Raw genomic sequence first — 24,078 nt, forward strand, 5'->3', positions numbered from 1 at the left:
AAATCGCTACCGCTACTGGTGCGTGATTAACTTGGATTATTGGGGATGCAGAGGAAACGAACATGAAAGTGCTGGTTACCGGAAGTCAGGGTTACATCGGATCGGTCATGGTGCCGATCCTCGTTCATGCTGGCCACGAGGTGTCGGGCTACGACATCGGTCTTTACGAACATTGCCTGTTCGAAGAGGGTGGAGCGGTCGTGAATGTACCCACGCTGCGCAAGGATGTGCGCGATGTGTCGCCACGCGATCTGGAAGGTTTCGATGCTGTCATTCATCTGGCTGCGCTGTCGAACGACCCGTTGGGCAATCTCAATGAAGAACTGACCTATGACATCAATCACCGCGCCAGCGTGGCGGTGGCTAAAGCCGCCAAACGCGCGGGCGTGGGGCGTTTTCTTTTCGCATCGTCATGCAGCAATTATGGCATCAGCGATGCCGACCTGATCGACGAGACCGGCGAGCTGAAGCCGGTGACGGCCTATGGTCGCTCGAAGGTGCGCGCCGAGCAGGAAATCCGGGAACTGGCCGATGCAGATTTCTGTCCGGTCTATTTGCGGCCCGCGACAGCCTATGGCGTGTCGCCTTTTCTGCGCTTCGATATTGTGTTGAACAATCTCGTCGCCTGGGCTGTGACCAAGGGGCTGATCTATCTCAAGTCGGATGGCACACCATGGCGGCCGATTGTGCATATTCGCGATATTTCCCGGGCTTTCATGGCGGCCATGGAAGCACCACGCGAGAAGGTCTTCAATGAAGCCTTCAATGTTGGTTCCACCGAACACAATTACCGCATTCGCGACATCGCAAGCATTGTCGCCGAGACAGTGCCCGATTGCCTGATTGAATTTGCGGAAGATGCCGGGCCGGATACCCGATCCTACCGTGTCAGCTTCGAGAAACTTGCGCGGGTTCTGCCCAATGCAAAGCCGCAATGGGATGCTGCGGCCGGTGCTGAAGAACTGCTCGCAGCCTATAGCCGCTCGACCTTGACGCTTGAGGAATTCGAGGGGCCGCGGTTCCAGCGCATCGCCCATATCCGCAAGCTTCTGGAGGAGGGCGTTCTCGACAGTGATCTGCGGCGCGTCGAGCTTATGCAGCAGCCGCTAAGAGCAATCGCATGATGGATGCGCGGTCCGGCACAGTAGACGTGCATTGGTCGCCTGACGGACAGGCGATCTACGATCTGGCCGCGCAACTTTATCCGATCTGTCGCAGTCTGGCGGGCGAAGGCGTGCGGGAAACGCTCGCCATTATCGGTGGATATCTGCCGCTGGAGATCCATGAAGTGCCCACCGGCACGCCGCTTTTCGACTGGAAAGCACCGCAGGAATGGGTGATCCGCGAAGCCTATATTGCAGATAGCAACGGCCAGCGGATTGTCGATTTTGCGCGGCACAATCTGCATGTGGTGAACTTCAGTATGCCCGTGCGAACAAGGCTTTCTATGGAAGCCTTGAAGAGCCACATTCACACACTGCCCGATCAGCCCGACCTTATTCCTTATCGCACCTGTTATCATGCGGAGGACTGGGGTTTCTGCATGGCGCATAGCGATTTTCTGGCAATGGCCGAGGGCGAATATGATGTGGTCATTGACGCCGAGCGGCGCGACGGCGCGCTTGTCTTCGGGGAGTTCATCCATCGTGGAACAACAGACGAGACTTTTCTCATCTCGGCGCATCTATGCCACCCCTCGCTCGCCAACGATAATTGCTCTGGACTGGCATTGCTGACGCTTCTGGGAGCGGCGCTGAAAGCTCGCTCCACGCGGCTGACTTATCGCTTTCTGTTCGGCCCGGCGACATTCGGCGCGCTTGCGTGGCTGCGCCAGAACGAGCCCAGTCTTGATCGTGTTACCCACGGCCTGGTCCTGTCCTGTGTTGGCGATGACGGCGGGCCGAATTACAAGCGAAGCCGTCTCGGCAATGCGGCGATTGATCGGATCATGGGGCAGGTGCTCGCGCAGTCCGGTCTGGCTGGCGCGACGATGCATGATTTCTGGCCCTATGGATATGATGAAAGACAGTTCTGTTCGCCGGGATTCAATCTGCCGGTGGGCATGTTTCAGCGCAGCCTTTATGGCACTTTTCCTGAATATCACACCTCAGCGGACAATCTGGATTTCATTAAGCCGGAATGTCTTGAGCAATCCTTCAATATCGTCATGCAGGCCATTGAAATAGCGGAACGAAACTGGGTTCCACTCAACACATCGCCCAAGGGTGAACCGCAGCTCGGACGTCGGGGCCTCTATGGCAAAACCGGCGGCGACAGTCGCGCCGCGCAGGAGGCGATGGCCATGCTCTGGGTTCTCAATCTGGCCGATGGCAGCGCGTCACTTCTCGATATGGCCGAGCGCTCGAAACTGCCTTTCGCCACGCTCGCCGGTGCTGCGGACAGATTGCGCGATGCGGGATTGCTGATTGAGTTAAATCAAGGGGCCTAGATTAGTGGCCAGGAGCGATCCTTGTCTGAAATGACGCTGGGCTGGTTCGGCCAAGGTATGCCGAGCGCCGGATCGTCATAGCGCAGGCCCGTTGCATGGTCCGGCGTGTAGGGGTGCGAGATCATGTAGCGGATGAGGACATTATCGGTAAGCGCCTGAAATCCATGAGCGCAGCCTTCAGGGATATAAAGCTGCACGCCATTCTCCGCCGAAAGCTCCAGGCCAACCCAGCGCATATAGGTGGGCGATTTGGGCCGTATATCCACCAATACATCCCAGACGGTGCCTTGCAGGCAGGTCACCAGTTTCGTCTCGGAATGCGGATCGTTTTGGTAATGCAAACCGCGCAAGGTGCCTTTCTCCCGCGAGAAGGAAAGACTGTGCTGCGGATAGTGCGTTTCCATCTGCCGTTCGGCAAAAGCCGCTTCGGAATAGACGCGCGTAAACCAGCCGCGTTCATCCTCCATCCGTTCCGGCTCGATAGACCAAGCGCCATCGATGTTTAAAGAAGTAAACCGCATCTATTTGCCCCGTTTCCGCCTGCCAATATTCTGACAGCGTGGTCAGAGCCCGGTAGAGCCTTCTTCGAGGGACGATCTTCACCTTCCGGGGTAGATGCCTCCTCCCGATAGGTGAGGCGCCTACGCCCTTGCTCGCCCTATGACGCAAGGCGGGTGAGGATTGGCAATATCCCTACGGCGATGGCTGCGCCCAATGGTATGTGCGTCGCGCTCCAGATGGCAGTCTCGGCAATCTTTAGACCGCTTAGTAGTTTGGGTCATCCGGTGCGGCGCGCGTATCTGGCCGCGACGGTGCCTGCTCAAAGCAGCCAAGTCGATACCAGTTTTGGGACCAGTGTATTCGTGGCCATTGTAAGGGCCAGAGCCGAGGGGGTGTGTATGACCATCCAGACACCGGATATTTCGCGGAGCAAAAGCATGACGCAAGAGCGGACCGGCTGTCGCCTGTGCGGTAAATTGCTCAAACACACATTTGTGGATCTGGGCATGTCGCCGCCCTGCGAAAGCTTCGTTGCCGCCGATCAGCTAGACCGCATGGAGCCTTATTATCCGCTCTATGCGCTGGTCTGCGATCATTGTTATCTCGTGCAGTTGAAGGAGTATTTTTCGCCTGCCGAGATTTTCACGGAATATGCCTATTTCTCGTCCTTCGCGACCAGCTGGGTGGATCACGCCAGAGTTTATTGCGAAGCGATCACTGAAAGGCTGGAACTGGATGAAAACAGTTTCGTCGTCGAGGTCGCCAGCAATGACGGCTATCTGCTCCAGCATTTCCTGCCGAAGGGTATTCCGGTTCTGGGGATCGAACCTGCCGCCAATGTGGCGCAAACAGCTATCGCCAAGGGCGTGCCTACCCGGGTGGACTTCTTCGGGGCGCAACTGGCGCTGGAAATGCTCGGCGCGGGCCAAAGCGCCGACCTCATCATCGGTAATAATGTTCTGGCGCAAGTGCCTGATCTGAATGACTTTGTGCGCGGTATGCAGCTTCTGCTCAAGCCCGAAGGGGTCATCACGCTGGAGTTCCCGCATCTTGCCAATCTGATCGAGTTCAACCAGTTCGATACGATCTATCACGAGCATTTCTCGTATTTCTCGCTGCTGACAATCCGCTTCATGGCGCATAGGCACCATCTGAAGATTATCGATGTCGAGGAAGTGCCGACCCATGGCGGATCGTTGCGGGTCTATCTGGCGCGCACCGGCAGCAAGCGGAAGGCGTCACCCCGGGTGGCGGCACTTCTCAAGAAGGAAGAGAGCTTCGGCCTCAATGATATCTCGACCTATGAGCAGTTTGCGGAAAAGACGCGTCATGCCAAGCGCGATCTCCTGTCCTTCCTGATCGCAGCCAAGAATTCCGGCAAGAGCATTTGCGGTTATGGCGCACCGGGCAAAGGCAATACGCTTCTCAACTATTGCGGCATCGGCACGGATTTTCTGGATTTCACCGTAGACCGCAATCCCTACAAGCACGGGCGCTATACACCCGGCATGCATATCCCGATCTATGACGTATCGGCGATAGACAAGTACAAGCCGGACTACATCCTCATCCTGCCATGGAACTTCAAGGATGAGATCATCCGGCAGATGCAGCACGTGGTCGAATGGGGTGCGAAATTCATCATCCCCATTCCCCATGTCCGATTGATCGATCCAGCTCTGATTACAGAGGAGCGTTAGTCATGAAAGTCGTTCTGTTTTGCGGCGGTCTTGGAACCAGAATCCGCGAATATTCGGAAAATGTGCCAAAGCCGATGATCCCACTCGGCCACCAGCCGATCCTGCATCACGTTATGGAATATTACAGCGATTACGGTCACAACGACTTTGTTCTCTGTCTTGGTTACAAGGCCAATGTCGTGAAGGACTTCTTCCTGACGATCCGTCCGCAGACTTTTGCGGATTGCGTGGTCTCCAATGGCGGGCGCAATGTCGAATTGCTGGAAGAGGTGGATCGCGACTGGAGCGTGACGCTGCTCGACACCGGCATCTGGCGCAATATTGGCGAACGCCTGTGGAGCGCGCGCAGCCATGTCCAGAATGAGGACATGTTTCTGGCCAATTACAGCGATGGTCTGAGTGACGTTGATCTCGACGATATGACGCGGCGTTTTGAGGAAAGTGGCAAGATTGCCTGTTTCCTCGCTGTGCGTCCGCCGCTGACCTATCATCTGGCGGATATCGCCGAAGGTGGAGCCGTGCGGGCTTTCCGGACATCGAACACCTCCGATATCTGGATCAATGGCGGCTATTTCCTCTTCCGCAAGGAAATCTTCGATTACATGCGGGAGGGTGAAGAGCTGGTGCTGGAACCGTTCAGCCGCCTCATCGCCGACAATCAGCTGATGGCGTATAAATATGAAGGCTTCTGGCGGTCCATGGACACACTGCGCGACTGGCAGACGCTGGAAGATATGGTCGAGAAGGGCGATATGCCCTGGAAGAAACACAAGGCGGAGCAGCGCGCTGCCAACATCGCCATAGCGCTATGATCGACCTGCGTTCTCTCGCCAATCCGGGCAGGCCGCTTCAGGTCCTGTGTCTGGGCGCGCATTCGGACGATATCGAAATCGGCTGCGGGGGAACGCTCCTCAGTCTCATCGAAGCAGGAACGCCGATGCACATCGAATGGTGTGTGCTGTCCGGCAATGAAGAACGGCGCGTCGAGGCGGAGGCTTCGGCGCGCGATTTTCTGCGCGGTACGGAAAATCCGGGCATCCGTCTTGCGATGTTCGAGGATAGCTACTTTCCGGCGCAGATGCGCGAGATCAAGGCATGGCTGATCGAGCAGCGCAGTCGCCAGACGCCGGATATCGTATTTACCCATCGGCAGGGCGACGCACATCAGGATCATCGCACGCTCAACGAGCTGACCTGGAATCTCTTCCGCGACCAACTGATCCTCGAATATGAAATACCAAAATGGGATGGCGATCTCGGCCAGCCCAATGCCTACTCAGCGCTTTCGGCTGCGATCCTGGAGCGCAAGGTCGAGCTTTTGATGAAGCATTTCGGCACGCAGCGCTCGAAAGACTGGTTCGATCCCGAGACCTTTCGCGGTCTCGCGCGATTGCGCGGCATGGAATGTCGCGCGCCGGAAACCTATGCCGAGGCCTTCCATATGCGCAAGCTGCAACTGTTTTAGCTCTGTTTGGAGATACGAAAAAGCCCGTTGCGCTGGGAGGAGGAGTGCGCAACGGGCTGATTGGTAAAGCGCGATTGGGAGGAGGAGTATCGCGCTTCGTGTCCGGTTTCTGGGAGGAGGAGTGAAACCGAACAATGCGAAAATAGGTGCGGAGTCAGGTGTTTACAAGGGAACATCCTGCACGGCAGCTATGCAAATTTTAAAGGGCTAAAAAAGAAACCGCCCCGCAGCGGTCTAGCGCGCTGGGGCGGTCACTCCCTCCTCCAAGTGGAGCACACAATAATGAGGGAGTTTCCAAAAGCAAGCCCCTAACAAAACTCTATAAATTTCAGAAAATACTGAAATCCATGAAGCTAATAGAGCAGATGGCATATGTTCTGCGGAAGGCTGGCCTTGTCTCGACTGAGTTGCCGGAAGTCCATGCAAAGATCATGACTGTCTGCCCAGCAAAAGACCTTCCTAATATTTGATATAATTTGTGGACTACCTAATTGTTGCGAGGCCGCATGGAATGGTCTTGACCATGCAGCGCGGGTGGCAGCTGTGAAATTCGGTCGCGGTCACGCTGTTTTCTGCAATTGCCATTTCCATTTTGGAACAGGTGTGATTATGTGCGATCGCATCAGCCGAAGGAATCAAAAGCTTGAATTCCTCTCTTCCGATATGCTGAAGCGGGTTAATTTTAGACGGCCCTTTAAAAAACTGCCGTTGAGGCCGGGTTTTAAAAAACCCCTGTGATCTCGGATATTTAGCCAGACAGTGACCCCAATTAATTGGGTGAATTATCTGCTTTGATCACGCAATCTTTCACGCTGGAACCCTTTGTTGGTTTTAGAATCGGTCTTTACCCGCCATTTTTTCCCTGCGTGCACTCCTGAGAGCTCGCCCGCCTCGCGCCCCTAAGCCCCCCGCCCAAACGCGAGGCGGTTCCTTGTTTAGGAACCACTGATTTTCCCCGAAAATACAACTAAGCAATCTGCCGGAATCAGTTGGCTTTGTTCCGTCTCTTTGCCGTTGCAATGCGCGCGGCCTCGGTTTTGGATAAAAACCGCAGTCACGTTTTAAGACTTAACGCAGCGTCAGATTTGATTGGGATTTAAGCGTAAATCTGAAGCGCTTTCTTCTGTGGAAGACGCCGAATAGCCCGGCTGACGCCCTATTCTTCGGCTACCCTCAGGTCAGTTGAGTCGATTGGCGCTTGAAGCGCACCACGGCTTTGAATGCATGCAGCATCGGGTCCGGCTTCATGCTTGCGCGTCTTCGCCTCTATTGAGGGCGCGCATGGGCAGGATGCCAGCCAGAAATTAACCATCTGTTAACCATTCCGCATATAGATCGAGTAAACCGTTTTTTAACCAAGATGAATCAAGTGCTAACACAATCCCGTCCGATCCGTTTGAAAGGGCGCTCCTTTCTTGCGCTGGTGCTCTCTCCTGAACTGCCGTTGGACGGCTGGCTCGACAGGCTGGACGATCTTGCCGCGCGTTCGGCAGGGTTCTTTCTGAATCGCCCGGTCGTGCTTGATCTTGAGAATCTGGTTATCGAACGGATGCAGCTGGTTCAGCTACTGGAAGATCTTGCAGGTCGCGGTGTCTGGATCACGGGTTTTGAAAATGCGCGTCCTTCGCTTCTCGGGCCTGGCATGCCGCCGGCCTTGCGTGGCGGGCAGGTGGCAGCGGATTTCAATCCCGAGGTGAACGAGCCTGCAGCGCCTTCCAAGCCGGTTGCTGCGGCAGCGCCTGCCAATGTGCAACTGGTCAAGGCCGTGCCGTCGATGGTGGTGACGGAACCTGTGCGCTCTGGCCAGTCCATCTATTTCCCGGACGGCGATGTCACGGTGGTTGGCTCTGTTGCTTCGGGTGCGGAAGTGGTCGCGGGCGGTTCGATCCACGTCTATGGCGCGCTGCGTGGTCGTGCGATGGCCGGTACGGCGGGCAATTCCAATGCGCGCATTTTCTGCCGCAAGATGGAAGCAGAGCTTGTCGCAATCGACGGCCTCTACAAGACGGCTGAAGACATGGAAGCCAGATTGCGCGGGCAGGCGGTGCAACTGTGGCTCGATGGCGATTACATGATGGCCGAAACGCTCGGCTGATCGATTTATTGAAAAGAAATCATGCCCGGTTGGGCGGGCAATACTCTCATAAGGCGTGCGGGAGCTACAGGAGACCAATATGGCAAAAGTAATTGTTGTAACTTCCGGCAAGGGTGGCGTTGGTAAAACGACATCCACTGCAGCCATCGGCGCCGCTCTTGCGCAGCGTGGCGAAAAGACAGTCGTTATCGACTTCGATGTCGGTTTGCGTAACCTTGATCTGGTGATGGGTGCCGAACGCCGCGTGGTGTTCGATCTGGTGAATGTAATTCAGGGCGATGCGAAGCTGCCTCAGGCGCTCATTCGCGACAAGCGTCTCGATACCCTGTATCTGCTGCCTGCCTCCCAGACCCGCGACAAGGACAACCTCACGACCGACGGCGTCGACCGTGTGATCGAAGACCTCAAGAAGGAATTCGACTGGATCATCTGCGACAGCCCGGCTGGTATCGAGCGCGGCGCTACCCTCGCCATGCGCCATGCCGACATGGCCGTTGTGGTGACCAATCCGGAAGTGTCGTCGGTGCGCGATTCAGACCGCATCATCGGCCTTCTCGACGCCAAGACTCTCAAGGCTGAACGTGGCGAACGGGTGGAAAAGCATCTTCTGCTGACCCGTTACGACCCGATCCGGGCCGAACGTGGCGACATGCTGAAAGTCGAAGACGTTCTTGAAATCCTGTCTATCCCGCTTCTGGGCATCATCCCTGAAAGCCAGGATGTGCTGCGCGCATCCAATATCGGCTCTCCAGTGACGCTTGCCGACCAGCGCAGTGCGCCGGCTCTGGCCTATCTGGATGCAGCTCGCCGTCTGGCGGGCGAAGAAGTGCCGATGACTGTTCCATCCGAAAAGCGCAGCCTTCTGGGCAAAATTTTCGGAAGGAGAGCGGCATGAGCCTATTTCGATTCTTCACCAAGCAGGCTTCCGCGCCGATGGCGCGCGAACGTCTGCAAGTTCTGCTGGCGCATGAACGAGCGTCCGAGGGCCATTCCGATCTTGTGGCGGTGCTGAGGGAAGAGATTCTGGCGGTTATCGCCAAGCATATCCAGATCGATCGCGACAAGGTCAGCGTGAAGATGGATCGGGGAGATCAGATGTCGACATTGGAAGTCGATATCGAACTTCCCTTGAAGCAAAAGGTGCGGGCAGCCTGATCTTCAAAGCACTTCCAGCCAATACCGTGAGGTTTTGTGTCTGGATATGCCTCAATACAATGTGCGGGGGCGATAATGGAGGGATATTTCCATGAACCGCGGCACACTTCTTATCCGTCTGAAAGAGCTTCAGGAACTGCCTAAGTTTCAGAAGCGCGATATCTGTACGGTAAGCGCCTTTCTACCTCTCGAAGCTCTGGCAGAACATGTCAGGGTGTGCGAGGAGGCGGCAGGCGTAGCGCAAACGGGGCAGGATCATTGATCCTGCCTTTTTCATTGGCTCACGTCTTTTTCACGGCACGGCAAAGTGCGTCTGCAAATAGCAGCCGAGTAGCAGAAGGACGACCGCAGCCGCTATGAGAGCCAGGATTTTCATAAAATAGCATTCGCTCAATCTCCGCTCACGTTCAATAAAACTGATGGTGATCGAAGCGCGGGTGTTTAAATGACTGATCAGGTGGCGTTCTGCAGCAGCTCGCGCCGCGCTGTCGCAACAACCTGCTGCGTTAAATCCGACAGCCGGTCTGCCGCGAGACGATTGACCTGCCAATAGAGCGGCACGTCGAGCGGTGTGCCGGGTACAAGCTCGACCAGCTTACCGGATGCAAGGTGGTCCTTCACCAGCACGACGGGGTTCACGCCCCAGCCCATGCCGTCAAGGCTCGCTTCGACAAACCCTTGGGTGGAGGGCAACCAGTGGGTCGGACAATTGATGTCCACCTTCAGGTTTTCCTTGATCCAGCGGTCCTGTAGCCGGTCTTTCTGGTTGAAGGTCAGAGCAGGAGCGGTGGCTAGCGCTTCGCTTGTCACGCCGTTCTCGAAGTATCGCTCAATAAAGTCCGGCGATGCCGTCGCATGGTATCGCAGTGTACCGAGCGGAACGGTCCGACAGCCTTGCACCAGCTTGGCATGAGACGTCACCGCCGCCAAAACCCGCCCGCGCTGAAGCCATTCGGCTGTGTGGTCCTGATCGTCCACGGCAATGTTCAGCAGGTGATCAGACTCCTTGCTAAAGGCCGAGATGGCTTTCAGAAACCAGGTGCCGAGACTGTCCGCATTTGTGGCGATATTCAGCGTGACGCGTTGTTTGAGATCGTCCGCACCGGCAAGGGCTGGCAGCTCTTCAAGCAATTCGCGTTCCAGCATACCCACCTGTTCGATGTGACGGCAGAGCCAGTCGCCTTTTTCGGTTGCGTTACAAGGCGTGCCGCGCGAAATGAGCACCGTGCCGAGCCGCTCTTCCAGATGTTTGACCCGCTGGGATATGGCCGATGGCGTGACATTCAGGGCGCGGGCCGCTTTCTCGAAACTGCCGGTTTGTACGACCATGGCCACGGCGCGCAGTGCGGAATAATCGATCATTAGTTTATCTTAATTTGGATTAGCATCTTTAACTATAATAATCCAAACGAGGCGTATATCCAAGCTCTACCAACCATTCCGAATTGCGTGGTGTTCAGCGGGGCTGAGCCATGCTTCACAGCGAGCTGAAATGAATTTTTCCGTTTATCTGACGGGCCTGACCATGGGCCTCAGCCTGATTGTAGCCATCGGCGCGCAGAACGCTTTCGTTCTGCGTCAGGGATTGCGCGACGAGCATGTTTTCGCGGTGAGTCTTGTCTGCGCTGTGTCGGATGCGGTGTTGATCACGCTGGGGATCACCAGTTTTCAGAAGATCGCGGCGGCGCTGCCCGCCATTGACCCGATCATGCGTTATGGCGGCGCTGCCTTCCTGATCTGGTACGGTGCGCGGAGCCTTTATTCGGCAATCACCTCGTCCACAGCGCTTTCGACCGGCAATGGAGGCGCGACGGGCTTATGGAAGGTTATTGCTACCTGCCTCGCTCTCACATGGCTCAATCCGCATGTCTATCTGGATACGGTCGTTCTGCTCGGCACCATATCCACCCAGTTTCCGGGTCTTGAAAACTCGTTCGCTTTGGGCGCGATCACCGCTTCGTTTGTCTTTTTCTTTTCGTTGGGCTTTGGTGCGCGCTGGTTGCGCCCCGTCTTCGCCAGACCGTCATCCTGGCGTGTATTGGAAGGCGTGATTGCTTTTGTGATGTGGGCAATTGCGTGGAAGCTGCTGACCGGCGCGTGAGCGCCGGTCATTTCAGATCGTCAGGACTGTTCTTCCGGCTGGCGTTGCTGAATGCGCTCGGAAACGAAGGTGTGCAGCGTGAAGGAGGTTGCCGGGTTATGATCCGGTGACTTTGGAAAGCCCTTGAGGTCCTGCGGCGTAATGCCAAACCGTTCCTTGAAGAATTTGGTGAATTGCGCGCGGTCAGAGAAGCCGCAGGCATAAGCGACTTCCTTCATGCTCAGCTTTCGTCCGCCGTCATTGATGAGGCGTCGGTACGCAAGATCGAGCCGTTTGTTGCGGATTAGCTTGGTGACACCGCTGTCAGGTTCAAATGCACGATAAAGATGTGAATGCGACAGCTTGAACTGCTGCATAATTGTCTTTGGCGAAAGGTTAGGGTCGGCCAGATTCGCGTCGATATGGTCGAGCACGCGCTGGCGCAGCGGCAAGCTGACAGCCAGATATTCTTCCAATGTGAAAGCCTGTCTGTTGATGGCGGCTTTGAGCAGCACCATCAGGGATTCCTGTATCTCGGGATAATCATTCTGGTCGATCGTATCGATGATCCGGTCGAGCGTGAGAATGAAGTTGAACAGGATTTTGTTGGTTGCAACATTGGAAGGCAACACCAAACCGTGCAGGTTCTTTCCCGGAAAGGCTTTGTTGAGTTCCTTGCGCGGGATGGCCAGCGTCACGCGCGCGCCGGCGTCCTTCTTGCTTGTCATCACCTGTGTCAGATCGAGGAGGAAAATATCCCCGGGCTTCACCTCGACGCTTCTACCATTGAAGTCCCCCCGGTAATCACCAGCTAGGACAAGTTGCAGCAGGTAAAGGTCAAGGTCGGTTCTGGCGATAATTTTCGGCGTCCGATCACAGAACTGATTGCTGAATGTCGTGTTGCCAACCACCATGTTTCCGAACAGGCGCGAGCGGACAGAACCACTCATGACCTTTTCGTCGTTTTCAAGGGTTGGTTTTACCTCATAAATGATCGACGATGTCTCCCGCCAGAAATCATTGCGGTTTTTTTCGTCGACCATATCTGCCGATATATAATGGCCGCTCTTCATGTGCCCCCACCCGCGACAGTTATCAGCCGATAACGCTGCATGCGGACATTCCCATGCAGTCGGCAGGCTTCAAACTGTGTCGTATTACTCCCGAGTTGTTCTCGAATCTATCAAATTTGCCTCCAAAAACGCAACATGGGACAAAATTACTCTACATTGGGGATTCTAATGTATTGCCAGCGGAGTTTCGTAGTTTATTTCTATCTATTTAGGTCATCTGTTTTTTAGCTGTTGTTAAAATTTCAAATTTTAAAAATAAACTATGAAAACAGAAAAATCAGAATCCAAGCATCTTTAATAGAAGTAATTTTTCGGAGTGCAGATACGGCGTGATCGGATTCTACGGAGCGAGTTTTTCTTATATTTGAAGAATTTGGCTGGCAAATAGGGTTGATTTATACAATGAGTGCAATTCTGGATTGCCGAAATTTCATTCTATTTGCGACAATAAAAGTCGCTTTTTGCAGGTTCGCTGTTGAAATTATCCCCTGCAAAAATTCGATGCCAACTAACGGGTAGGGGTGCCGCTGGCACCCTTCGTACACGAACGCGCTCAACGTGTTGGGAGTGCTGGGTTCGGACGACACTGCTTTCGTTTTTGCAATAAATCGCTTTATTAGAAAGGATCGATAATGATCGTAAGGCGTAAAAGGCAGCTGCTTGCTTGCATGGTGGCGCTGGCGCTTGCCTCGCCGGTGCAGCTGGCGTTTGGCCATGACTGGGGCCACGACCACTGGGATCATCACGACCACGATTTCCCGCCCTTTGGTCATGACCACGATCATGATTTCCATCACCATCATGACCATGCAGGTGCTGCCGTTGCCGCGGGTATTCTCGGTCTGGCGGTTGCTGCGGCTATTGCCGACAATGGTAGCAACCGTCCGCACGATGTTTATGCCCCGCCGCAGCAACCATTATATGCGCCGCCGCCTCCTTATCGCTTAAGCAACGGCAATACCTGCTACCCGGCGCAGCGGGCCTGTTACCTTCCAAACGGGCATTATGCAGGCATCACCACCCATACACAGTTCGGCAATTAGGACATATTATGAAATTTCATCATTTTTTGCTGGGCGCAGTATTGCTCGCAACCTTTCCAAAAACGGCTTTTGCCGAAGACGCGTCCAATCATCGGCTTCATGCCGCATGGGATGCATTGGCCAAGGGTGAGGGCGAATTTCTCTCATCGAAGCAATTTGCGAGCCTGAACAACCTCGCATATCAGGCAGCCATCGTGCGAATTTGCGACGGGCATGAGCTTGACCATGATGCCTTCCGCAACAGGATCCAAGACGTCATCAACGATTCCGACAAAAAGCTTAGCGACGAGCAGGCCGACTTGCGCGAAGCTGCCATTCTTGTGGCATTCGGAGCGCGCTTTGGTCTGTTCCTCGCCGAAGGCAGTGACGACAGCAAAGCGGGCTTTTGTGCGTCCGCTGACGAGATCAAAGCCTCCAAGGACGTTTCTGTTCTAGCCAAGTAACCACCGAACAAAAGCAAAGCCTCCCGCGTGGTTGATATCCACGCGGGAGGCTTTTTTGCATGGCCGATCAAGCCGTATGAGGCTCGACTTTCCGCCTGCGGAACCAGCGGGCGCTGGCCAGACGGTCGATCTCGACAAAGATCACCGGTGTGATGAACAGTGTCAGCACCTGACTGAGCAGAAGACCGCCCACCACTGCTACGCCGAGCGGCTGGCGCAGTTCTGATCCCTGGCCACTGCCAAGGGCAACAGGAACAGCTGCGAGAAGCGCACAGAATGTCGTCATCATGATCGGACGGAAGCGGCGAATGGCAGCCTGATGGATAGCCTCTTCCGGCGCATGGTTTTCATCGCGTTCCAGAAACAGCGCCACGTCGACCATCATGATCGCATTTTTCTTGACGATACCGATCAGCATCAGCAACCCAATCAGCGCAATGATCGACAGGTCGAAACCCGATAGCTGCAGCGTGATCAGCGCACCGAAGGCTGCTGAAGGCAGGCCGGAGAGAATAGTCAGCGGGTGCGCAAAGCTTTCATAGAGAACGCCGAGCACGATATAGATCGTCGCAACGGCGGCGAGGATCAGCAGACCCATATTGCCGGTTGACTGGGCGAAGATTTGTGCAGCGCCCGACGGTTGTGCCGATACGGATGCTGGCATGCCGATTTCGGTGCGTAGCGCCGTCACGCGGTCGGTGGCGGTGCCGAGCGATACACCTGCGGGCAGGTTGAAGGACAGCGTAACCGATGCGAGCTGTCCGGACTGATTGACGGTTACCGGCCCGTTGGTTCGCTTGATTGTGGCAAAGCTGGCGAGCGGAACCAGAGTGCCCGACGATGAGGGCACACGCAGGGCACCAAGCTGCGTTTCATCCCACTGACGGCTCTGATCGAGTTCCAGAATGACGTCATAGCTGTTGCCGGTCGTCTGGATTTGCGAAACCGTCAGCGTTCCATAGGCCGCCTCCAGCGTACTGCGGATGGCTTGCGAGCTGATGCCGAGGCTTCCGGCTTTGTCCCTGTCAATGTCGATACTGGCTTGCAGCGCGTTGTTTTGCAGGTCGGATGCCACATCGACAAAGGTTTGCGGCTCGGCCTTCATGGCATCGGCCAGTTTGACCGACCAGGATCGGGCTTCGTCGGCATCGAGCGATTGCAGCACAATCTGATACTGGCTTTGGGTGCTGCGCCCGCCAAAGCGCAGATTCTGCACCGGCGTTATATAGGCGGTGATGCCCGGAAGAGCGCCCAGCGATTTGCGTAGTGCGCTCAGGGTCTGATCTAGCGGCGGGCGCTGGTCGCGCGCCTTGAGCTGTACAAGAAGTGAACCTGTATTAAAGGTCGAACCGCCGGGGCCGCTGCCGAGCGAAGCTGTGACATGCTGAACGGCGGCGTTATCGGAAACAATGGAAGCTGCCTGCTGTTGCAGGGTGCGCATCGCCTGATAGGAAATATCCTGCCGCGCCTGTGTGGAAATGGTGAGAAGGCCGATATCTTCCTGCGGAAAGAAGCTGCGCGGCAGGGTTGTGAACGACCAGATCGAACCGAGAAAACTGAGGCCGAAAACCAGCAGAACCAGCGCGCGATGCTTGAGGCACCAGCCGACAGCGCGTCCATAGGCTTCGGTGACCTGATCGAACAGGCGGGCGATTCGACCGGGTTTGACTTCCTTGTGTGGCAGGCGCGCGGCCAACATTGGCGTTACGGTCAGTGAGACGAGGGCCGAGGAAAGGATGGCGAGTGTCACCACCATGCCGAATTCGTTCAATACACGCCCGACAATGCCGCCCATCAGAAGAATGGGCAGGAACACTGCAACCAGCGACAACGACATGGAGATGATCGTGCCGGTCACTTCCTGGCTGCCCTTGATGGCAGCTTCAAAGGGCGGCATCCCTTGTTCTGTATAGCGCACGATATTTTCGAGCATCACGATGGCGTCGTCCACCACGAGGCCGACAGCCAGTGTGAGCGCCAGAAGCGAAATATTGTCGATGGAAAAGCCGAACGCATACATGGCGGCAAATGTCGCGACCAGTGAGAGCGGCACGGCAAGGCCCGGGATCATCGTCGCCCAGAATTGGCCGAGAAACAGAAAGATAACCAGAACGACGAGTGCAATCGTAATGCCCAGCGTCTTTTGAACATCGGCCACCGCATCGCGGATCGACCGGGATACATCGTTGACGACAGAAATATGCATCTGTGCGGGCAGGGCCGCTTCGATCTCCGGCAACTTGGCCTTGATGGCGTCGACAACGGCAACCGTGTTCGAACCCGGCTGCCGTTGAACGGCAAGCGCGATCGACTGTTTGCCATCCAGCCAGCTACCCTGATTGACATTTTCCACGCTGTCGAGAACCGTGGCGACATCCGATAGCCGCACCACGCGGTTACCGCTGCCTGACACGATAAGGCTTTTGAACTCGTCGGCATTGGTGCGTTGGGTCTTGGCGTTGACGGTAAGGGCCTGAGATCCGTTCTGCAATGTGCCGACAGGCGTCTGGCTGTTTGCGGCGGCGATGGTATCGCCGAGGCCCGACAAGGAGAGGTTGCGACTGTCGAGCTTGTCGGGATCGACCTCGACGCGCACGGCATAGGTTTTGGAGCCATAGACCTGCGCCTGTGCCACACCCGAAATGGTGGAAAGCGCTGGGGATATGATGTTCTGCGCAATGTCGTCCATCTGCGTCAGACGCGCCCCATCGCCCGTGAGCGCCAGAATGATGACCGGCGCATCGGCGGGATTGGCCTTGCGATAGCTGGGCGGGGTGGTCAGATTGTCGGGCAACTGACGCTGGGCTCGGGTAATCGCCGCCTGCACATCTGCGGCAGCCGCGTCAATATTGCGAGACAGATTGAATTGCAGCGTGATCGACGTGTTTCCGAGCGATGAGGTGGCGCTGATCGTATCAATACCCGCAATCGTCTCGAATTGCTTGATGAGCGGGGTTGCGACAGACGATGCCATCGTGTCTGGCGACGCGCCCGCCAGCTGCGCGGATACGTTGATGGTTGGAAAATCCGCTTCCGGCAGGGCCGCGACGGGAAGCTGAATATAGGCCGCAATGCCGCCGATCAATCCGCCAATGACAAGGAGGATCGTTGCAACCGGACGGCGAATGAAGACTTCGGAAATGTTCATCGGCTTGATGCCTTGATTCAGTTGGAAGAGACTTTTGTCTCTGCATCTTTGCTGGTCAGTTTCACCTTGCTGCCATTGGCAAGCGAGGCCTGGCCTTCCGTGACCACTTTTTCACCGGGTTGCAGACCAGCACTCAGACCGGCCATGCCATTGGCTCGGAGCGCGACCGTGACGGGGCGCACCTCGATGCTGTTGTCCGTCTTCACGACATAGCTGATTGAACCGTTTTCCTGCGGCTGCACGGCAACGCCGGGCACACGCACCAGATTGTCTGCTTGTCCGGCTTCCACCAGCACACGCAGCGACTGTCCCGGCCAGAAATTGCCGGATTGATTGTCCAGCGTGGCGCGCAGACGGACGGTGCCGCTCGCGGCATCAATGGTGTTGTCGAGGAAGCTGACAGGACCGCTTTCCGAAATATCCCTGCCGTCAGCCGATACGGCAGAAGCGGTGGCTTTCAGCGTGCCAGTGGCAAGCGTTTCGCGGATGAGTGCGATATCCGTCTCTGGCAGTGTGAAATCCGCATAAATGGGCTTCATCTGCGTAATGGTCGCGACTGGTGAACCGGCGGAGAGATAAGCGCCAACAGAGACGAGCACCACGCCAAGCTGACCGTCGAAAGGCGCTATAATCCTGGTGTTGTCGAGGGTCACCTGATCGGCGGCCAGCTGCGCCTGATCGACCTGCAATTGGGCCTCCGCCACTTTGAGGGCGGCCAGTGCATCATCGCCAGCCTGAGACGTGCTCACGCCTTTGGTGACGAGGTCTTGCATCCGCTTCAGCAGGATTTGCGCATTGTTCAGCGTGGCCTGCGATTTGGCGACGGAGGCCTGATCCTTCACAACGGTGGCGCGGATAGCGCGGTCATCGAGTTGGGCGATCAGATCGCCCTTCCTGACGATGGCTCCGTCTTTGACGTTGAGAATGGCCACATTGCCGGGCTCGGGACTGTTGACCGCCGTAGAGGCAACGGCGACAACCGTGCCGATGGTGCTGCGCTGGATCGGCAGCGAACCAGCAGTTGCAACAGCCACCTTGACGGCGTGCTCGGCACTGGCCGAGCGGCTGCCACCTTTCCGACTATCTGTCTGAACTGTGTTCGGAGCGCTGGCGCCGTTCTGTTTCGTGGCATGTTGCCAGCCGACATAAGCGGCACCTGCAACCAATAAAATCGGGACACCCCAAACAACCCAACGCTTCACTCAAGGCTCCTGTCAACGAAGGGATACGCCGCAAAACCGGCTATCCGAACGCTAGCACAAAGCAGCCGCGCGGCAATTAAATTGATTGAGAGCGACAGTTGTTCAGTTCGTGATAATTAGCGAGGTCACCATTTGCGGCGTTCGTTGCGCCGTAATTGTGGCTATTTGAGAATGCGGAGAATGTCGCGAACGACCTCAGCCTGCAGGGGGCGTTGTTTCTCAATATTGAAATGGCCAACTTCCTTCACACCGGAGAAATCGCGATTGTCCAGCCTGCCCTTGAAACGGGGGCCGGGCACCAGCGGTAGCCCCCAGCCGTGCTGCGAAAAATAGAAATTGACGACGCGACGAATGTTCCCGGGCAGGGGATCAGGTGCTGTCGCGGCGAAAGACGCCATATAATCCACGCGAATGCCGCGCTTTTCCAGAGCTTCGGCAATGGAAATAATGGCGTTCGCGCCCAGCGAGTGACCGACGAGGATAACCGGCTGCGGGCCGTATTTCTGCCGGTCAGAGATGATCCGGTTGGCGACAAGACGCCACGCGGCGTTGCCCTCGACATGGGCATCGACGCCAGCTGCTTGCAAATCGGCACCGATTTCGTCAATGCCGGTGGAAAAAATATTGGCAAAACCGCGCAGGAGATAGACGTCTGGTCGCCCGGGTTGGGCAGCATTCCCCGGCTTGTGGTTGGTATTGGGAGCCTGCGCGGCAGGTTTGGCGAGTGCTGCGATTGGCATCGAAGCCAGCATAAGGCTAGAGGCCAGCCCCGAGACCAGCATGGAACGGCGGCTCATAAAATATTTCGCCGAATTGCCTGATTTTTTCGTCATGTAAATTTACCAAGGTTATGGCCAAGGTTTCGGAATGACACGTCCGGTGCGCTTGGCATATTCGTCATATGAAGCGCCGAAAGCCTTACGCATCATCGCTTCTTCATGGCCTACGCGGTAAAAATAGAGAATGCCGACGCCAACAAGGCCCGCCAGACCGGCGAACCAGTTGGGGAGCAGGCAAAACTGCGCTATCGCCCAAAGCCAGAACGATAAATACATCGGATGACGGACATATTTATAGAGCCCGTCCGTCACGAGTTTGTGTTCCTTGCGGATCTCCAGTGAGACAGACCAGTTCTTGCCGAGCTGGCGATGGCTTGCATAGAACAGCCAGAGAAAGGCGAGTTCGACCACAAGGCCGATCCAGCCGAGCCATGGCTGAAAGGTATAATCCGCAGCAGCCGGAAAACCCGTTGCGACATAGATGATCGGGATGAGTGACAGGCCCACGCTTGCTGCGCTCAGCGCCGCTCGATCCGGCAGCGTCTTGGCGTTGGTCGTGACCTTGATCTTGCGGGCGCGACGCTGATGCGGCACCCGGATGACCACCCAGGCGACAAGACCAATTGCCCAGACGATCATTGCCAGGGTGGGCGTCATTCGGAAGCTACCTTTTCTGGCGACAAGCCGCCCACAATATGGTCGCTCACACGCTCGGACAAATAGTGCGGACCGCAGCAGACCTGAAAGAAATCATACCAATAAGGCTTCGTATTGCCGAATACATATTGATAATGCACGCGAAAAAGGTTGCGCTTCACCCGCTTGTAAGTCTCGGCCTGCAGCATATCCTTAATGCGCACCTGACGCACGAAAGGAAACCTCCGGCCTTCGGCCCGCGTGAGCTTCATGTCTGCCACCGGGTCGGTCTTGTAGAAATTGATGGCGTCGGTCAGGCACTGGATTTCAGCCCATTCGAGCTTACCATCATCGGTTAGCCGTTGCACGCCTTCGCGAAATTTCGTGGCAGCGGGATGATATCCGGCCTTGAGCGCGGTGGAGCCGAGCGTCAGAACGGTCACTTTTGGCGCGCGGCCTGAAAATGCGCCGTCGACGGCCAAACAGCGGGCGGCGACATCCAGCATCAGCATGCCGCCGGTGCTGTGGCCGATCAGGATGACCTCGTCATATTGGCCTGCGCCGACGCGCTGGACAGTGCCTTCTGCGAAGCGCTGCATCAGCGCTTCGGCGTCCGGTCGCCTGCCGCGAAAGAAGTTCAGCGAAAACGACCATAAATCCATCAGATGGTTGGTAGACCAGCGTTTGCCAAGCACCAACAAAGCGACCGAGAATACGACAAGCCCGATGAACCAGCTGATTGCGCCCAGCCAATGCACCGTCAGGCGGGCAGCAGCCAGTCCCAGCAGCGCGAACAAAACGACCGCGAGGAAAGGATAGAGGAAATAAAGCCCGAAGCGCCATGCTTTGGAGAAGAAATGGAAGGCCGTGCCGGAAAAGACGAAGTCGGCAAAGGCGCGCAGATATTTGCCAAGTCGCACGGGCAGGGGGCGGGCGAAATCTGCCAGTACGATTGAGTCGAGGGCGAGGAAATGAAAGTCGGTCGTTGTCGACCAATCTTCGCGTGCAGCACGGGTTTCGATGGTCGCAAGCCCGATCTCGTGATCAGGTGTCTCATCAACTGTGGAGACCGTCGACTGGTAGCCCCAGAGCGTGTCGAAACGGGAAATTTCCTTACGCAGCCGCTTGAAAAACGCGTCCGGCGTTTTTGGATCATACCCGCCAATGAAGAATACGGCACGCCGCTGGACCGACTGATTCATACGAAAAGCGTAATTTGCATCTTAGGCATTGTCGAGATCAAACCGCGCTATGTTTTCGTGAAATTCTCTGTTGCTTTTTTGTGCAATCCTACTTCTTGAGGGAGTAAACGTTTCGGAGCCATTTCAGGAAATTATAATAGTAGATTTGTCTTAGAAGTTTTTTGAAACAATTGGATAGTGGGCTTTCTTAAGTTGTAACATTGAAGCATAGGTTTTGGACTGTCGTGTAACGGCCACTTTGCAACGAACGAAAACGTGATATGGCGAAGGCAGGGCGATCCGGGGAGGACGCTGTCAGTCACGCATTTGGTTGCAAGTTCTGGATCGCATAGTATGAGCCGCACTATTCTCTGCCTGGGCGCTTTGACGCTCGACACAATCCTTCGTCTTGATGCTTTGCCGGAACAGGCCGGGAAATATCTGCCCAGTGAAGCGGTGCAAATCGCTGCCGGAATGGCCTCAAGTGCCGCAGCTGCAATTGCTCGTCTCGGCGGGGATGTGGCGCTTTGGGCTTCGACGGGCGATGATGCCACCGGTGAACGCGTGATTGCGGAACTGCGGGCGGAAGGGATCGACTGCACTCATATTCGTAAGCTTGCTGGCGCACGCACCGCTTTTTCTTCGATTCTGGTCGATCCGTCGGGCGAGCGTGTCATCGTTCCATTCTACGACCCGCAACTGGGCAGCCCGGCTTCAATCGTGCCGCCTGTCGAGGCGGGTGCGTTTGCGGCAGTCATGGCGGATGTCCGCTGGGCATGGGCTGCGGAAACTGGTCTTAAGGCCGCGCGTCGCGCCGGTATTCCGGCGATTCTCGATGCCGATACGGCCCCGGTCGAACTTCTCGAGCGGCTGTTACCACTTGCAACGCATATTGTTGCTTCCGAACCTGCTGCCATCAGCCTGACTGGCACGACAGATTTGAGCGAATGCGTCGAGATACTGGCCAGCCGGTATGATGTTTTCACCGCGGTGACCGCCGGTGCGAACGGATGCTACTGGACGGAACGGGCCGGACATTCGGTGCAGCATGTCGCCGGTTTCCGGGTCAAGGCTGTCGATACGCTCGCTGCGGGCGATGTTTTCCACGGCGCCTTCGCGCTTGGCCTCGTCGAAGGCAGGTCGATGCACGACATTATCCGTTTTGCCAATGCCGCCGCCGCCATCAAATGTGCCCGCTTTGGCGGACGTTCTGGCTCGCCGAGCCGTGCGGAGGTCATGGCGTTTATGGAGCGCGGACTGCTTCCAGCCTAGGACACAAATCCCCCAGATTTTGCATAAATGCACAGTGAACCCGAATTGACTATTTACTAACATGTTAGTATGTGCCAACTTACAGTTCAGTCTTGGGAGGAGACGGCTTTGCCGCAAAATCATTCTGGGCAGGAGCGCTTCGGGCTCTCTGCAGCGCTTACGACGCCATTCGATGCTGATGGCAAAATCGATGTCAGCCGTGCACTCAAGCATGCGCGTGCGCGCCTCGATAATGGCTGTTCCAGCGTCACTTTGTTCGGCACCACCGGCGAAGGTTCGTCGATTGCCGATGCGGAACGCGCAGCTCTTCTTGATGCATTCATTGCTCAGGGCTTTCCGGCATCCAAAATCGTTGTCGGTGTGATGGAAAATTCGGTTGCCGATGCTGTGCTTCAGGCTGGCGATGCACTGCGTCGCGGCTGCAAGGCCATTCTTCTGGCGCCGCCTTCCTATTTCAAGAATCTCTCCGACGATGGTCTCTTCAACTGGTTCTCCGCCGTGTTGAAAGGTCTTGGTTCGGATGCGCGCGATATCATCCTTTACAACATCCCGTCGGTGACGGCGGTTGAGCTGTCCGTCGACCTGATTGGTCGTCTGCGCGATGCTTTTGGCGCGGTTATCTCTGGCGTGAAGGATTCGTCGGGCAATTGGGCTTACACCGAGAAGCTTCTGGCCGCGCATAAGGACATTGCCATCCTCATCGGTGACGAGCGCGATCTCGCCGCTGGCGTCCGTCTGGGCGGGCAGGGTGCGATTTCCGGCATGGCCAATCTGTTCCCGGACCGTCTTCTGCGCATGGTCAATGATGGGCAGGACGATGCCGAACTGGTCGATGCCGTGCGCAAGCTGCTCAACTATCCGGTAACACCCGCGGTGAAGGCGCTGGTGGCGCGTCATACTGGCGATATGGAATGGCGTCATGTCCGCGCGCCGCTGGTTGCGCTGAATGATGCGGATTTTGATGCAATTGGCAGTGTATTTGACGGATTGCATATGGCAAAGGCTGCCTGAGCCGGGCATAAGCGATGCAGACATGCTGCGGAAAAGTGGGAGAACTTTCCGCAGCATAACCAAAGCGGTTGGGAGAGGACGAAGCCTTGGCGGAAGATCAGAACGAGCCGGTGAAGTTGCGGGACAAGGCCTATCAGAGCTTTACCCAGCATTTGCTGGCGCGCGATTTCCATCCGGGCCAGTTCGTCTCGCAACGCCAACTCGTCACCATGACGGGCCTGCCGCTCGGTGCAATCCGTGAATTGATCCCCCGTCTTGAGGCGGAAGGTCTGATCAAAACCGTGCCACAGCGCGGGCTTCAGATTGCCCATATCGATCTCAATCTCATCCGCGAGGCTTTCCAGTTTCGCTTGTTCATCGAGAAAGAGTCGGTTGCGATTTTCTGTCAGTCGGCTTCCGACGAATTGCTGCGCTCGCTGCGTGCCGAGCATGAAGACACGCTAAACCGGGCCATGAGCGAGGGCGAGACGCCGGAGCTTGAGGAGCAGGCGCAGAATATCGACTGGAGCCTGCACGACACCATTGTCGCCTCGCTCGACAATGAAATCATCTGGCGCGCTTACCAGACGAATACGATCAAGATGCGCCTGATCAATCAGGAGCGTTTCCGGATTACCGGGCGCGTCATTCCGGTCATGCAGGAACATCTCGCGGTTCTCTCGGCGATTGAAACCCGCGACCCGCAAATTGCCATGGATGCCATCGCTGTTCACATCAACAATGCACGGACGCTGGCATTGCACATTTAGCTAGAGCATTCCCAGCAAAAGTGCGTAGCGGTTTTGCGTAAGATAATGCGTAAAAACAAATAGATAGAGCGGTTCCACGATTTGGCTTTGACCGGA

The 24,078-nt window shown here is 56.1% G+C and carries 23 protein-coding genes; 15 read left to right on the top strand and 8 right to left on the bottom strand.

Annotation, left to right across the window (positions count from 1 at the left end; all coding sequences use genetic code 11):
- Positions 1-62: 62 nt before the first annotated feature.
- Positions 63-1,124, top strand: coding sequence for an NAD-dependent epimerase/dehydratase family protein (locus tag FHW00_RS14055; RefSeq protein ID WP_078339202.1), 1,062 nt, complete (start codon positions 63-65; stop codon positions 1,122-1,124).
- Positions 1,121-2,449, top strand: a complete 1,329-nt coding sequence (locus FHW00_RS14060) for a DUF4910 domain-containing protein (protein ID WP_078339201.1) — start codon at positions 1,121-1,123, stop codon at positions 2,447-2,449. The genes FHW00_RS14055 and FHW00_RS14060 overlap by 4 nt, the downstream gene beginning before the upstream one ends.
- On the opposite strand, the gene rfbC is transcribed toward FHW00_RS14060, so the two are convergent.
- Positions 2,446-2,970 carry a dTDP-4-dehydrorhamnose 3,5-epimerase gene (gene rfbC, locus FHW00_RS14065; protein WP_078339200.1) on the bottom strand — a complete coding sequence of 175 codons (525 nt, stop codon included), beginning with the start codon at positions 2,968-2,970 and terminating at the stop codon, positions 2,446-2,448. The genes FHW00_RS14060 and rfbC overlap by 4 nt on opposite strands.
- Before the next feature lie 378 nt (positions 2,971-3,348).
- Between rfbC and FHW00_RS14070 the strand changes: the two genes are divergently transcribed.
- From FHW00_RS14070 to FHW00_RS14100, 7 genes are all read left to right on the top strand, one after another.
- Positions 3,349-4,650 (top strand): class I SAM-dependent methyltransferase, encoded by a 1,302-nt coding sequence (locus FHW00_RS14070; protein WP_078339199.1) that lies wholly within the window; start codon positions 3,349-3,351, stop codon positions 4,648-4,650.
- A 2-nt stretch (positions 4,651-4,652) separates the two neighbouring features.
- On the top strand, positions 4,653-5,462 hold the full coding sequence (locus FHW00_RS14075) for a sugar phosphate nucleotidyltransferase (RefSeq protein ID WP_078339198.1): 810 nt from the start codon (positions 4,653-4,655) through the stop codon (positions 5,460-5,462).
- On the top strand, positions 5,459-6,115 hold the full coding sequence (locus FHW00_RS14080; protein ID WP_078339197.1) for a PIG-L deacetylase family protein: 657 nt from the start codon (positions 5,459-5,461) through the stop codon (positions 6,113-6,115). The genes FHW00_RS14075 and FHW00_RS14080 overlap by 4 nt, the downstream gene beginning before the upstream one ends.
- Positions 6,116-7,475: 1,360 nt before the next feature.
- Positions 7,476-8,210, top strand: coding sequence for a septum site-determining protein MinC (gene minC, locus FHW00_RS14085; RefSeq protein WP_078339195.1), 735 nt, complete (start codon positions 7,476-7,478; stop codon positions 8,208-8,210).
- Positions 8,211-8,289: 79 nt separating this feature from the next.
- A complete protein-coding gene (minD, locus tag FHW00_RS14090) occupies positions 8,290-9,105 on the top strand; it encodes a septum site-determining protein MinD (RefSeq protein ID WP_078339194.1) in 816 nt (271 codons plus the stop codon).
- The gene (minE, locus tag FHW00_RS14095; RefSeq protein WP_078339193.1) at positions 9,102-9,365 is read left to right on the top strand and encodes a cell division topological specificity factor MinE; all 264 of its coding nucleotides are present in this window, start codon (positions 9,102-9,104) and stop codon (positions 9,363-9,365) included. Before minD ends, minE begins: the two co-directional genes overlap by 4 nt.
- A 91-nt stretch (positions 9,366-9,456) precedes the next feature.
- Positions 9,457-9,627, top strand: coding sequence for a hypothetical protein (locus tag FHW00_RS14100; RefSeq protein WP_171058666.1), 171 nt, complete (start codon positions 9,457-9,459; stop codon positions 9,625-9,627).
- A gap of 191 nt (positions 9,628-9,818) precedes the next feature.
- Here FHW00_RS14100 and FHW00_RS14105 read toward each other — a convergent pair whose 3' ends face one another.
- Positions 9,819-10,727 carry a LysR family transcriptional regulator ArgP gene (locus FHW00_RS14105; protein ID WP_078339192.1) on the bottom strand — a complete coding sequence of 303 codons (909 nt, stop codon included), beginning with the start codon at positions 10,725-10,727 and terminating at the stop codon, positions 9,819-9,821.
- A gap of 130 nt (positions 10,728-10,857) precedes the next feature.
- Here FHW00_RS14105 and FHW00_RS14110 point away from each other — a divergent pair, with 130 nt between their 5' ends.
- Positions 10,858-11,466, top strand: coding sequence for a LysE/ArgO family amino acid transporter (locus tag FHW00_RS14110; RefSeq protein ID WP_078339191.1), 609 nt, complete (start codon positions 10,858-10,860; stop codon positions 11,464-11,466).
- 20 nt (positions 11,467-11,486) lie between these two features.
- On the opposite strand, the gene FHW00_RS14115 is transcribed toward FHW00_RS14110, so the two are convergent.
- A complete protein-coding gene (locus FHW00_RS14115) occupies positions 11,487-12,518 on the bottom strand; it encodes a helix-turn-helix domain-containing protein (RefSeq protein ID WP_078339190.1) in 1,032 nt (343 codons plus the stop codon).
- 632 nt (positions 12,519-13,150) lie between these two features.
- Here FHW00_RS14115 and FHW00_RS14120 point away from each other — a divergent pair.
- Complete coding sequence (locus FHW00_RS14120) at positions 13,151-13,561, top strand: hypothetical protein (protein ID WP_139364379.1); 411 nt, start codon at positions 13,151-13,153, stop codon at positions 13,559-13,561.
- An 8-nt stretch (positions 13,562-13,569) separates the two neighbouring features.
- On the top strand, positions 13,570-14,004 hold the full coding sequence (locus FHW00_RS14125) for a hypothetical protein (protein WP_078339188.1): 435 nt from the start codon (positions 13,570-13,572) through the stop codon (positions 14,002-14,004).
- Positions 14,005-14,071: 67 nt separating this feature from the next.
- Here the strand turns inward: FHW00_RS14125 and FHW00_RS14130 are convergent, their stop codons facing one another.
- From FHW00_RS14130 to FHW00_RS14150, 5 genes are all read right to left on the bottom strand, one after another.
- Positions 14,072-17,152, bottom strand: a complete 3,081-nt coding sequence (locus FHW00_RS14130) for an efflux RND transporter permease subunit (protein WP_078339187.1) — start codon at positions 17,150-17,152, stop codon at positions 14,072-14,074.
- 17 nt (positions 17,153-17,169) lie between these two features.
- Entirely contained in the window at positions 17,170-18,156 is a 987-nt protein-coding gene (locus FHW00_RS14135) for an efflux RND transporter periplasmic adaptor subunit (protein WP_445558208.1), read from the bottom strand.
- A 359-nt stretch (positions 18,157-18,515) separates the two neighbouring features.
- A complete protein-coding gene (locus FHW00_RS14140) occupies positions 18,516-19,151 on the bottom strand; it encodes a lipase (RefSeq protein ID WP_078339186.1) in 636 nt (211 codons plus the stop codon).
- A 51-nt stretch (positions 19,152-19,202) separates the two neighbouring features.
- Positions 19,203-19,790: a protein-S-isoprenylcysteine O-methyltransferase gene (locus tag FHW00_RS14145; protein ID WP_078339185.1), complete on the bottom strand. Its 588-nt coding sequence runs from the start codon at positions 19,788-19,790 to the stop codon at positions 19,203-19,205.
- Positions 19,787-20,971 (bottom strand): lipase, encoded by a 1,185-nt coding sequence (locus FHW00_RS14150; protein WP_078339184.1) that lies wholly within the window; start codon positions 20,969-20,971, stop codon positions 19,787-19,789. The genes FHW00_RS14145 and FHW00_RS14150 overlap by 4 nt, the downstream gene beginning before the upstream one ends.
- Positions 20,972-21,304: 333 nt before the next feature.
- On the opposite strand from FHW00_RS14150, the gene FHW00_RS14155 reads away from it, so the two are divergent.
- From FHW00_RS14155 to FHW00_RS14165, 3 genes are all read left to right on the top strand, one after another.
- Complete coding sequence (locus FHW00_RS14155; RefSeq protein ID WP_078339183.1) at positions 21,305-22,222, top strand: PfkB family carbohydrate kinase; 918 nt, start codon at positions 21,305-21,307, stop codon at positions 22,220-22,222.
- A 108-nt stretch (positions 22,223-22,330) separates the two neighbouring features.
- Positions 22,331-23,233 carry a dihydrodipicolinate synthase family protein gene (locus FHW00_RS14160; protein ID WP_113533864.1) on the top strand — a complete coding sequence of 301 codons (903 nt, stop codon included), beginning with the start codon at positions 22,331-22,333 and terminating at the stop codon, positions 23,231-23,233.
- Positions 23,234-23,319: 86 nt separating this feature from the next.
- Entirely contained in the window at positions 23,320-23,982 is a 663-nt protein-coding gene (locus FHW00_RS14165; protein ID WP_078339251.1) for a GntR family transcriptional regulator, read from the top strand.
- Positions 23,983-24,078: the final 96 nt, after the last annotated feature.

Origin of the sequence: Ochrobactrum sp. P6BSIII (assembly GCF_014138065.1) — a bacterium.
In the GTDB taxonomy this organism is placed as follows: domain Bacteria; phylum Pseudomonadota; class Alphaproteobacteria; order Rhizobiales; family Rhizobiaceae; genus Brucella.